This is a genomic window from Williamsoniiplasma somnilux, assembly GCF_002804005.1.
Lineage (GTDB): Bacteria > Bacillota_I > Bacilli_A > Mycoplasmatales > Mycoplasmataceae > Williamsoniiplasma > Williamsoniiplasma somnilux.
This window is the reverse complement of the sequence record NZ_CP024965.1, coordinates 315631-329005: the sequence shown is the minus strand read 5'-3', so window position 1 is coordinate 329005 and position 13375 is coordinate 315631. Positions and strand designations below refer to the sequence as shown.

Annotated in this window: 7 protein-coding genes; all 7 read right to left on the bottom strand. The window is 26.8% G+C overall.

The genetic code is table 4. The features are described 5' to 3' along the window. Nucleotides 1-67: 67 nt before the first annotated feature. The 7 genes from ESOMN_RS01415 to ftsZ all read right to left on the bottom strand — a co-directional run bounded on the left by ESOMN_RS01415 (nucleotide 68) and on the right by ftsZ (nucleotide 13367). On the bottom strand, nucleotides 68-3589 hold the full coding sequence (locus tag ESOMN_RS01415) for a hypothetical protein (protein ID WP_100608753.1): 3522 nt from the start codon (nucleotides 3587-3589) through the stop codon (nucleotides 68-70). 106 nt (nucleotides 3590-3695) lie between these two features. Beyond that, a complete protein-coding gene (locus ESOMN_RS03810; RefSeq protein ID WP_156920197.1) occupies nucleotides 3696-3851 on the bottom strand; it encodes a hypothetical protein in 156 nt (51 codons plus the stop codon). Between the two features lie 1233 nt (nucleotides 3852-5084). Continuing rightward, on the bottom strand, nucleotides 5085-5426 hold the full coding sequence (locus ESOMN_RS01410; RefSeq protein ID WP_024863890.1) for a hypothetical protein: 342 nt from the start codon (nucleotides 5424-5426) through the stop codon (nucleotides 5085-5087). Nucleotides 5427-5765: 339 nt separating this feature from the next. After that, on the bottom strand, nucleotides 5766-9287 hold the full coding sequence (locus ESOMN_RS01405; RefSeq protein WP_100608752.1) for a hypothetical protein: 3522 nt from the start codon (nucleotides 9285-9287) through the stop codon (nucleotides 5766-5768). A gap of 74 nt (nucleotides 9288-9361) precedes the next feature. Next, the gene (locus ESOMN_RS01400; RefSeq protein ID WP_024863889.1) at nucleotides 9362-11488 is read right to left on the bottom strand and encodes a hypothetical protein; all 2127 of its coding nucleotides are present in this window, start codon (nucleotides 11486-11488) and stop codon (nucleotides 9362-9364) included. A gap of 372 nt (nucleotides 11489-11860) precedes the next feature. After that, complete coding sequence (gene sepF / locus ESOMN_RS01395; RefSeq protein ID WP_024863888.1) at nucleotides 11861-12235, bottom strand: cell division protein SepF; 375 nt, start codon at nucleotides 12233-12235, stop codon at nucleotides 11861-11863. Between the two features lies 1 nt (nucleotide 12236). Continuing rightward, nucleotides 12237-13367 (bottom strand): cell division protein FtsZ, encoded by a 1131-nt coding sequence (gene ftsZ / locus ESOMN_RS01390; protein WP_024863887.1) that lies wholly within the window; start codon nucleotides 13365-13367, stop codon nucleotides 12237-12239. Between the last annotated feature and the right edge of the window lie 8 nt (nucleotides 13368-13375).

Below are 13375 nucleotides of genomic sequence, written 5' to 3'. Positions count from 1 at the left end.
CTTTAATTATTTATGAAATTAACATTTAATTTTTAAACACTAATAATTTTTATAATGTTTTTATTGTTTACATTCAAGTTCTTCAAATCTGTGCAGCTCCATAATAGATAAAATCATTATCGATTGTGGCAATTCCTTCAATATGGATATATTCTTTATAATCAGGTAATCGAAGAACTCAAATTGCCTTAAGTCCTGACATTGGTGGAAATTTTGCATCAATTTCCTTTTGAAATGCATTTGCCGTCCATTTATAACTTGATGGTTTACTATTTAAAATTGCATTAAGAATATTTCATACTTGTTGATCTTTTGGTCAATTTATAGAAATATCCTTAACTCTTTGATTTCAAATATGAACTACCTCTGTTGAACCTTTATATTTATAATTGTTTTCGATATTACCCTTTCCGATAAAAATATAAGTGTTCTTATATTCTTTTTTCTCAGCAAGACGAGTGTTTCTAGTTTTCGCTTTAACCTCAATTTCTCCAACACCATAACGTGTGTTAACAGCTTTTTGCAAATCAGCTAATGTTCAAGCTTTTTCTTTATGTGCTTCATCATTGACTAGAATATTTAATTTATCATTAATGGTTGAAATATCTATTGATGTATCTATTTTTTCTATTCAAGAGTGAATTGCTAATGTTTCTCCGAAGTATTTTAATTGGTTTGCATCTGTACCATTTCCTTTAAATGTTCAATTTTTTGAAAGAGATGCAGTTCCTGAAGAACGACCTTTAATTATTTCACTTGAATCAATAATCGTTATTTCTCCAAGACCATATACATTGTCAATTTCACTTTGCAATTCAACTTTAGTTCAAGTTTTATCTTTTCTTTTATTAATTATTGTTTCAAGTTCGGTTTTAATTGATTCAATATGTTTAGTCGTTGGAGTAATTTGAATTCAATTGTGAACTATCTCAATACTTTCATTATATGGTAAATCATTATTTATATTTCCATTACCTGTAAAAATTCAAGTTGTTGTTTTTGGTGTTTCAACAAATGAACGAGTTGTTGGAGTACTTTTTTGAGATACAGTAATTCCAGCTCCTACTCATTTTTTGTTAACAGCCATTTGTAATTCTTCTTGAATTCAAGGTTTATTTTTGTGTTCTGCAGAATTTACCATTGCTTTTAACTCATCTTGAATAACAGAAATCGGCTTTGTTGTATCAATTTTATTATTTCATTTATGTTCCAATATTGTACTGCCTTTGTATTTTCAATTATTACTTTCTTTTCCATGACCAGTAAATTTTCAAGTAGAAATATGTGGTCCTCCTGTTGAAGAACGAATAGTTTTTACTGTGTCAATTTCTTCAACAGTAATTCCTCCTACAAGATCAATTTTAGCGTCCACAATAGCTTGTTCTAATGTGGGTTTATCTCAAGTTTTTTTATTGTATTCTTCAGAATTTAAAACTATTTGTAGATCATTAATAGCAGCGGCGATGTCAACAGTGGTATCCATTTTATTACTCCATTTGTGTTTTAATTGAATTTTACCATTAAACAAATATTGATTTAATTCATTTCCGTTACCGATAAATTCTCAAGTATCTTCAATTTCTGCTCCAACTGATGAACGATTTTCAATATTGGGAATCACTTGTTTTACTAATATCCCATTCTGTTCATCAATGCCTTTTGAAACTAATTCGGTCTCTAATTCCTCTTTGGTTCAAGCGCTTCTTGGTCGTGAATCTAAAATTCCTTGTAATAAAGATTCTACATTGTCAATATCAACAGTGGTATCATAACTATTATCTCATTCATGATTTAAAGTAACACTTCCATTGTACTTTCAATCATTACTTATATCACCTTTACCGCTAAATTCTCAAGATGCTTTTTCTCAACCCCCACCTCAAGAACGTGTATTTAAATTTATATTTATTTGTTTAACTTCAATGCCACCCTGAGAATCAATTCCCGCCTTTACAATTTCTTGTTCTAGTTCTTCTTTAGATCAAGAGCTATTAGTTCTTAAATTTAAAATAGTTTGCAAGTCTAAACTTTTTTCTAAAATGCTTTTGGTTTTATCTTTTGTTGTACTTCAGTTATGAACAACAGTTATTGAATTATTGAATTTAAAATTATTGTTTTTGTTACCTCGAGCAGTAAATACTCAAGTTTCTGAATCACTTATATTTTCATACAAACGTTCATTAAAAGTTTCTTGCTTAGAAACAATAATTGCTCCTTTGATAGGATCTAAACCAGAATCATCTATAACTTTTTGTAATTCATATTGAGTCCATGAAGAATCTTTTCTCTCACTAACAATGTTTTCAATGGTTGGTTGAATTTCGCTTAACTCACGAGTCGTATCCAATTTATCACTTCATTCATGCTTTAAAGTTAATTCACCTTTGTATTTATAATCATTGTCAGCTTTTCCATGTCCTGTAAATTTTCATGAATCAATATGATCAGAGCCTTGTCAAGAACGAGTTTTAGGATTTTCTAATTTAGTAACCGTTAAACCTCCTTTGATATCAATTGCATTTTCTGAACTAGTTAATGCTTCTAATAAATCCGTTTCATTTCAAGCATTATTAGTTCTAGAATTTAAAATTTCAATTATTTGAGCTTTTGCATGAAAAATGTGCTGAGAAACATCATGTAAATCACTTCATGCATGATTGATTGTTACAGAATTTTTGTATTTATAATTGTTATTTACTGAGCCTTTACCTGTGAATTTTCAGATTGTTGTTTTAGGACCTCCTTCACCCAAACGATTTTGCTCTGATTTAGGTGTGATATCTTCAATATCAAAACCATCTTTAACATCTATTCCAGCCGAGAAAATAGCCGTTTTTAATTCATCAACCGTTCATTGAGTTTTTTTTCGATTATTTACAACGTCTTCCAATTTATCTTTAATAGTATCTATCTCAATGCTTGCATCAGTTTTACTTATTCACTTATGACTTAACGTTGTTTTACCTGAATATTTAACTCCATTACCTATAAAGGTTCATGATGTTGTTTTTCAAACAATTTGTGATGATCTTAAAAATGAAGTTCCAGCATTTTCAACTGTAATACCTCCAATGATATCAATATTTGCTGCAACAATTGCAGCTTCTAAATTTTGTTTATTTCATTCATCAAGACTACTATTTAAAACTTTTTGTAAATCTTTTTGAATTTTGATAATGCTTTGAACACTAATTTTTGGTTCTGTGTGATAGTGTTCAATGATAATTTCGCCATTATAAGTGTAAGGATTAGTTATCTTAGCATTACCAATGAATTTTCAAGTTGTAATAATTTCACGTTCATTTTTTGCTGTTGTTCTTTTTGATCCTAATTCTTGAACTGATATTCCACCATCAATATCAAGTTTTTTTTGAGCAATTTTGTTCTCAAGTTCGGTTTTAGTTCAAGAAAAATCTTTTTTTTCACTTAAAATGTCTTGTAATGTATTTTCTAGAACACTGATATTCTTTGAATCGTTTTTTACATTATAATTCATTGCGCTAATTGCAAAGACTGCTGATCCAGCAAATGGTAAAGCCGTTACAAATAATAAGCCCATTTTTTTAAAAGTTGGTTTATTTTTTTTCATATTAATCTCCTTTTTGCGAAATTAAATTCGCCGCACAAACTTTTTATTTTATTTAAAAATGTTTTTAACACTTTTTAAATAAAGGTTCGTATATGAGTTACTTCTTTTAAACATTTATATTTATAACTGTTTCAATATTAACCTTTTCGATAAAAACGCAAATATCATCATGTTCATTGTTATCAACAAAATTACTGTTTTTAGTTTTAACTTGACCCTCAATTTCTCCGTCATTAAATTTTGAATTTATGGTATTTTCCAACTCTTCTAAAATTTAAGGTTTATTTTTGTGATTTTTATCATTGACTAAAATGTTTAATTTATCATTAATAGTTAAAATATCTATTGATTTATTTGTTTTTTTATTCAATGACAAACTGATGATGCTTTTTTGAAATATTTTAATTATTTTTGGCTTTATCGTTTTCTTTAAATGTTCAGGTTTTGAATAGTAGTATAATTTCTGAAAAACAAAATTTCATTACTTCGTTTTGATCAATAAATATTATTTCTCTAATTTTATGTGTAGTATCAAGCTAACTTTGCAATTAAATTTTAAATAAAGTTATATCTTGTTTAATATTAATTATTAATATAAATTTATTTTTTGTTAATTTAATATTTTGAGCTTTTGGAATTAATTAAATTTTTTTTGGAAACTATTTAAACACTATTTTTATATGATAAATCAATGTTTATAATTTCATTATCAATAAACACTCCTCATGTCATGATTAATGGTTTTTTTAAATAAACAAATTGATAAAAAATTTTTTAAGATGCAATAATTTCAAATCTCGTTCTTTTTTTGTCAATAGTCATTTTTAGAAAGTCTTGAATTCAAGTTTTGTTTTTGTGTTTTCCCGAATTTATTATTGCTTTTAATTCAACTTGAATTTTAAAAATTGTTTTGTTAAATTTTTTTTATTATTTAACTCATAATTTAAAGTTGTAGTTTCTTAGTTTTTTTAATCACTACTTTTTTATTATCAGCAAATTTTTAAATAGTAACTTGTTACTTACTGATTGAAGAACGAATAGTTTTTATTGTTTCAAAAATTATCTCTAATATAATATAAATGCCATCATTTGCAATTTTGGCTCTAATTTATTTTTACCTCATTAAGAGTTATTATTAGATTGAAATATTTCATTTAATTTGTGTTTTAAAACAGGCGAATTTTTATATGCAAATGTGTTTTCTAAAGTTTTATTATCAGTAAATTTCTATTTTTTTGAAAAAAAATTCAGTATTTATATCTAATTCTTCAACATTTATTAAATAATAAAATACATAACTTTTATTAATTCTTGTTTACAAATTTTCCGATTTTCAAGTTTTTTCAAGTTTAATTTTTTTTATTAACATTTTCTGAAGATTATCTTTTATTTTTGTAATTAGTTGCAAATTATTATTAATATCATTATAAATATGAATTAAATTTATTGATTCCTTATATATAAAATCATTTTCTTTAAAAACATTATCTATAAATTAATAAATGCCATTATCAATTTGCCGTTCTAAAATACTCATGTAATTATTTACAGAGTCTTTTGTTTTTTCTTCATTATTAGTAAAAATTAATTTTACAGTTATTTTTATGGACTCTCAATTGTTATTAACTTTTTTTTGAAGTTCATTTACATCTCATTTAAAATTAAATTTATTATTTAAAATGTTTTGAAAATCATTTTTTATTTTTGAAATATTTTTTTTGCGTCTTTGCGATAATTGAAACACAACAAAAAATATTCTTAAAATAATAGTCAATAAAATAATTAAAATCAAAACACATTTTAATTCACTTCTTAATTTAATATTTTCCTTTTTCATTTTGTTCCTTTCAAATAACAAAATGTTTTTAACATTTTGTTATTTTAAATAATAGAAATGAATATTAAATTAAGAGAGATATATAAAAAATTAATATTTTTTTAAAAAATAATCTTATCTCTCTTATAATGTAATTATACTAAAATTTATAGTTATGTATTGTTGATGGTATTTATAATATTTTTATTAAGACACTGTACACCGTTGTAAAATCGTTATAAAACAATAATTTTAAAAATTGAAATTGAAAGATTTAATTCTTTCAATTTCAATTTTTATTTCTTTAATTATTTACAAAATTATCATTTGGTTTTAAATATTAATAATTTTTATAATGTTTTATAATCAATACCTTCAAATTTGTGCATCTCCATAGTAAATGAAATCATTATCCATTGTGGCAATTCCTTGAATATAAATATATTCCTTAAAATCAATTGATCGCGTAGCACTAATTACCTTAAGTCCTGACATTGGTGGAAATTTTGCTTCAATTTCCTTTTGAAATGCATCTACCGTTCATTTATAAATTAATGGTTTACTATTTAAAATTCCATGAAGAATAGTTAATACTTGCTGATCTTTTCATCAATTTATAGAAATGTCCTTAATTCTTTGATTTCAAACATGAACTACTTCTGTTGAACCTTTATATTTATAATTATTTCCGATATTACCCTTTCCAATAAAAATGTAAGTATTTCTATGTTCTTTTTTCTCAGCAAGACGAATGTTTCTAGTTTTCGCTTTAACCTCAATTTCTCCAACGCCATAACGTGTGTTAACAGCTTTTTGCAAATCAGCTAATGTTCAAGCTTTTTCTTTATGTGCTTCATCATTGACTAGAATATTTAATTTATCATTAATCGTTGAAATATCTATTGATGTATCTATTTTTTCTGTTCAAGAGTGAATTGCTAAAGTTTCTCCGAAGTATTTTAATTGATTTGCATCTGTACCATTTCCTTTAAATGTTCAATTTTTTGAAAGAGATGCAGTTCCTGAAGAACGACCTTTAATTATTTCGCTTGAATCAATAATCGTTATTTCTCCAAGACCATATACATTGTCAATTTCACTTTGCAATTCAACTTTAGTTCAAGTTTTATCTTTTCTTTTATTAATTATTGTTTCAAGTTCGGTTTTAATTGATTCAATGTGTTTAGTCGTTGGAGTAATTTGAATTCAATTGTGAACTATTTCAATACTTTCATTATATGGTAAATCATTATTTATATTTCCATTACCTGTAAAAATTCAAGTTGTGGTTTTTGGTGTTTCAACAAATGAACGAGTTGATGAAGTGTTTTTTTGAGATACAGTAATTCCAGATCCTACTCATTTTTTGTTAACAGCCATTTGTAATTCTTCTTGAGTTCAAGATTTGTTTTTGTGTTCTGCAGAATTTACCATTGCTTTTAACTCATCTTGAATAACAGAAATCGGCTTTGTTGTATCAATTGTATTATTTCATTTATGTTCTAATACTGTACTACCTTTGTATTTTCAATTATTACTTTCTTTTCCATGACCAGTAAATTTTCAAGTAGAAATATGTGGTCCTCCTGTTGAAGAACGAATATTTTTTACTGTGTCAACTTCTTCAACAGTAATTCCTCCTACAAGATCAATTTTAGCGTCCACAATAGCTTGTTCTAATGTGGGTTTATCTCAAGTTTTTTTATTGTATTCTTCAGAATTTAAAATTATTTGTAAATCATTAATAATAGTAGCAATATCAACAGTGGTATCCATTTTATCACTTCATTGATGTCTTAATTGAATTTTACCATTGAACAAATATTGATTTAATTCATTTCCGTTACCAATGAATTCTCAAGTATCTTCGATTTCTGCTCCAACTGATGAACGACTTTCAATATTGGGAATCACTTGTTTTACTAATATCCCATTTTGTTCATCAATGCCTTTTGAGACTAATTCGGTCTCTAATTCCTCTTTGGTTCAAGCACTTCTTGGTCGTGAATCCAAAACTCCTTGTAATAAAGATTCTACATTGCCAATATCAACAGTGGTATCATAACTATTATCTCATTCATGATTTAAAGTAACACTTCCATTGTACTTTCAATCATTACTTATATCACCTTTACCGCTAAATTCTCAAGATGCTTTTTCTCAACTACCACCTCAAGAACGTGTATTTAAATCTATATTTATTTGTTTAACTTCAATACCACCCTGAGAATCAATTCCCGCTTTTACAATTTCTTGTTCTAGTTCTTCTTTGGATCAAGAACTACTAGTTCTTAAATTTAAAATAGTTTTTAGATCTAAACTTTTTTCTAAAATGCTTTTAGTTTTATCTTTTGTCGTACTTCACTTATGAACGACAGTTATTGAACCCTTGAATTTAAAATTATTGTTTTTGTTACCTCGAGCAGTAAATACCCAAGTTTCTGAACCACTCAAATTTTCATGCAAACGTTCATTAAAAACTTCTTGCTTAGAAACAATAATTGCTCCTTTGATAGGATCTAAACCAGAATCATCTATAATTTTTTGCAATTCATATTGAGTCCATAAAGAATCTTTTCTCTCACTAACAATGTTTTCAATGGTTGGTTGAATTTCGCTTAACTCACGTGTCGTATCCGATTTATCACTTCATTCATGTTTTAAAGTTAATTCCCCTTTATATTTATAATCATTGTCAACTCTTCCATTTCCTATAATTTTTCATGAATCAATATGATCAGAACCTTGTCAAGAACGAGTTTTAGAATTTTCTAACTTAGAAACTGTTAAACCTCCTTTGATATCAATCGGATTTTTTGAACTAGTTAATGCTTCTAATAAATCTGTTTCGTTTCAAGCATTATTAGTTCTAGAATTTAAAATTTCAATTATTTGTTCTTTAGCATGGGAAATATGTTGAGAAACATCATGTAAATCATTTCATGCATGATTAATTGTTACAGAATTTTTGTATTTATAATTGTTATTAACTGAACCTTTGCCTGTGAATTTTCAGATTGTTGTTTTAGGCCCTCCTTCACCTAAACGATTTTGCTCTGATTTAGGTGTGATATCTTCAATATCAAAACCATCTTTAACATCTATTCCAGCCGAGAAAATAGCCGTTTTTAATTCATCAACCGTTCATTGAGTTTTTTTCCGATTATTTACAACATCATTCAATTTATCTTTGATAGTATCTATCTCTATGCTTGCATCAGTTTTACTTATTCACTTATGACTTAGTGTTGTTTTGCCTGAGTATTTAACTCCATTACCCATAAAGGTTCATGATGTTGTTTTTCAAACAATTTGTGATGATCTTAAAAATGAAGTTCCAGTATTTTCAACTGTAATACCTCCGGTGATGTCAATATTTGCCGCAACAATTGCAGCTTCTAAATTTTGTTTATTTCATTCATCAAGATTACTATTTAAAACTTTTTGTAAATCTTTTTGAATTTTAATAATGCTTTGAACACTATTTCTTGGTTCTGTGTGATAGTGTTCAATGATAATTTCATCATTATAAGTGTAAGGATTAGTTATCTTAGCATTACCAATGAATTTTCAAGTTGTAATAATTTCACGTTCATTTTTTGCTGTTGTTCTTTTTGATCCTAATTCTTGAACTGATATTCCTCCATCAATATCAAGTTTTTTTTGAACAATTTTGTTCTCAAGTTCTGTTTTAGTTCAAGGAAAATCTTTTTTTTCATTTAAAATGTCTTGTAATGTATTTTCTAGAACACTGATATTCTTTGAATCGTTTTTTACATTATATTTCATTGCGCTAATTGCAAAGACTGCTGATCCAGCGAATGGTAAAGCCGTTACAAATAATAAGCCCATTTTTTTAAAAATTGGTTTATCTTTTTTCATATTAGTCTCCTTTTTGCGAAATTAAGTTCGCCGCACAAACTTTTTATTTTATTTCAAAATGTTTTTAACACTTCTTAAATTAAAGTTCATATATGAGTTACTTCTGTTAAACCTTTATATTTATAACTGTTATCAATATTACCTTTTCCAATAAAAACGTAAGTGTCATCATGTTCATTGTTATCAACAAAATTACTGTTTTTAATTTTAATTTGAACCTCAATTTCTCCATCATTAAATTTTGAATTTACAGTATTTTGCAATTCTTCTAAGGTTCAGGGTTTATCTTTGTGAGCTTCATCATTGACTAAAATATTTAATTTATCATTAATAGTTGAAATATCTATTGATGTATCTATTTTTTCTGTTCAAGAGTGAATTGCTGATGTTTCTCCGGAGTATTTTAATTGGTTTTCGGCTGTATCGTTTCCTTTAAATATTCACGTTTTAAACATTGGTACAATTTCTGAAGAACGACCTTTTATTGCTTCATTCTGATCAATCACTGTTATTTCTCCAACTCCATATGTAATGTCGACTTCACTTTGCAATTCAATTTTAGATCAAGTTTTGTCTTTTTCCATATTAATTATTAGTGTTAGTTCATCTTTAATTAATTCAATATCTTGAGTTTCTGGAATTAATTCAACTCAATTGTGAATTATTTCAACACTATCTTTATATGGTAAATTATTGTTTATAGTTCCATTACCGGTAAATATTCAAGTTGTAACTTGTGGTTTTTCTTCAAATAAATGAATTGATGAAATATTTTTTTGAGATACAGTGATTCCTGCTCCTGCTCATTTTTTGTTAACAGCCATTTGCAAATCATCTTGAATTCAAGCTTTGTTTTTATATTCTGTTGAATTTACCATCGCTTTTAATTCAACTTTAATGTTAGAAATTGGTTTTGTTGTGTCTTTTTTATTATTTCATTCATGATTTAAATTTATAGTTCCTCAGTATTTTCAATTATTACTTTCTTTTCCATGACCAATAAATTTTCAAATGGTAATATGTGGTCCGCCGATTGAAGAACGAGTAGTTTCTACTGTTTCTACTTCTTCAACAGTTATTCCACCAGCAATATCAATTTTGGCATCTACAATTGCTTGTTCTAATTTATTTTTATTTCAAGATTTAGTTTTGTAATCAGGTAAGTTTAAAATTATTTGAAGTCTATTAACTATTTCTTTGTCAGAAATATCTTGTGTTGTGTCAATTTTGTCATTCCAATTATGAACAAGAGCCATTTTACCTTCAAACATAAAATCATTGTTTTCATTAGCATTACCAGTAAATTCTCATGTGGTTTGTTGAGGTCCACCAATTGAAGAACGAGTTTTTTTTGACCTTATTTTTTCAACAGTAATTCCACCGTTTGTCTCAAGTCCGCTTTCAACAATCGCTTCTTCTAATTTCCATTTATCTCATTCAGAATTATGGTTAGACTGAAGTATTTCATTTAATTCTTGTTCAACTAAAGTTATATCAATAAATGAAACCAAACTATCGTCTCATTTATGTTTTAAAATAGTTGAACCTTCGTATGGAAATGTGTTTTCTAAAGTCCCATTACCAATAAACTTTCATTCTGTCGTTTTTGAAAAAAAATTTTCAGTAGTTGTTTCTAACTCTTCAACGGTTATTGAACCATCACCATAATCTTTATTAATTCTTGCTTGCAACTCTCTAAATGTTCAAGCTTGATTTGTTTTTTCATCCAATATTTTTTGAAGGTCATCGTTTATTTTTGTAATTGGTTGCAAATTATTATTAATATCACTATAACTATGAATTAAATTTATTGACCCACTATATATAAAATTGTTTTCTTTAGAAGCATTACCTATAAATGAATAAGTGTCATTGTGAATTTTCCGTTCAAAAATATTCATATAATTATTTACATAATTATTTGTTTTTTCTTTATCACTGGTAGAAATAAATTTTACAGTTATTTGTTTAGTCCCTCATTTGTTGTCAACTTCTTTCTGAAGTTCATTTACATCTCATTTGGAATTAAGTTTATTATTTAAAGTGGTTTGAAGTTCATTTTTTATTTCTGAAATATTTTTTATGTTTTTTTGCGATAATTGAAGCACCACAAAAGATATTGTCGCAATAGTAATAAATAGAATAAGTAAAATTAAAACATATTTTAATTTACTTCTTACTTTACTATTTTCCTTTTTCATTTTGTTCCTTTCAAATAGCAAGATGTTAAGAACATATTACTTTTTTAAATAATAAAAATGAATATTAAATTAAAAGAGATATATAAAATTTAGTGTTTTTTAAAACAACATTTTATCTCCTACAATATGATTATACTAAAAATTTAAATTTATATATACTTGATAACACTTATAGTATTTTATTGAAGGATTGTTTATTGATATAAATATATTTAAAAAATAATTAAGATTATTAATTGTTACAAAAAAATCACTTAAACAATAGTTTTTTTACAATTGCCAATCTTTAATTAATTAAGCAAATGAAAAAAAATAATTAATTTAAAACAAAAAACCAATCAACCGGAATGTTGATTGGTTTTAAATTTAACTTTATTTTCTAACAATAAATTTATAAACTTTATTTTCGATTTTACTAAATTCACCATTTAAAGAATACATAACTCCTGTTAAGAAATCGATTGTACGTTTACGATCAACTTCGCTTAATTTTGATAAATCTACTAAAATTATTTTATGTTGAATTAATTCATCGACCATTGGTTTAATAACCGAAAAAGCATTTGGTTGAAATAATGTTGTACGACGATTAACGTCTTTAGTTATAGTTTTTGTTAATGTTGGTTCAGAATTTTTATCTCCTTCGATTTCCCTGAAAGTTTTTAACTCTTCAACATCATTAATAATGTTATTAGAATTATATTCTGAATCTACATTAAATTTATTTTTCTTTAAAAAATTGAACATCTTATTTTAAGAAAGTTGGGAAATCATCATCAATCTCATCTTCGACATTATCAGAAGATTTCTTTACAAAATCACCTGAACGATTTTGTAAAGAACTTAGATCAGTATTTAAAGCTTGATTTAAATTGCGTTGTCTTGTTGATTCTACAATTCCTGATTGAGGAGTAACATATTTGTGATTATCATCTTGATCAAAACCAGTCGCAATTACTGTCACAATAATTTCGTCTTCTAATGCATCATTAATAGCAATTCCGAACACAATATTAGTTTCTTCACTGCCAACCGCTTGTTGAACAACATCAACTGCATCGTAAGCATCATTTAATGAAATATTTTTACCACCAGTAACATTAACAATCACATCTTTTGAACCTTGAATCGAAGCTTCTAATAATGCAGAAGAAATCGCTTTATTAGCAGCCGTTACTGCTTTTTCTTTGCCTTCAGCAATTCCGATTCCAAATAAAGCATTACCCTTTTTACTCATAACTGTTCGAACATCAGCAAAATCTAAGTTAATAACTGCAGGCACAGCAATTAAATCTGTAATTGTTTGGACCCCTTGTTTTAAAATGTTATCAGCTTCTTTGAAAGAATCTGTAATTGGTAATCCTCCGATATATTCCAATAACTTATCATTTGAAATAATAATAACAGAATCAACGTATTTTTTTAATTCTTCTAGTCCTGCAATTGCATGGGCAGAACGGTTTTTACCTTCAAATCTAAACGGCTTAGTAACAATTGCAACAACTAATGCTCCTGACTCTTGAGCAATTTTAGCGATTACCGGTGCAGCCCCTGTCCCAGTTCCCCCGCCCATTCCAGCGGCAATAAAAATTAAATCAGCTCCTTCTAAAGCTTCTTTAATTGTTTCTGCTGATTCTAAAGCTGCTTGTTTACCAACTTCAGGGTTAGCTCCAGCTCCAAGACCTTTAGAAATTTTTTCTCCTAAAATAATTTTTTTAGGAGCATTTGATGCAGCCAAAACTTGAGCATCGGTATTGGCAATAATAAATTCTACTCCATGAACATTTTCATTCACCATACGATTAACAGCGTTATTGCCACCACCACCAATTCCGATTACTTTAATTTTTGCTGTTTGATTAAATTCTTGATTTGACATATTGTCCT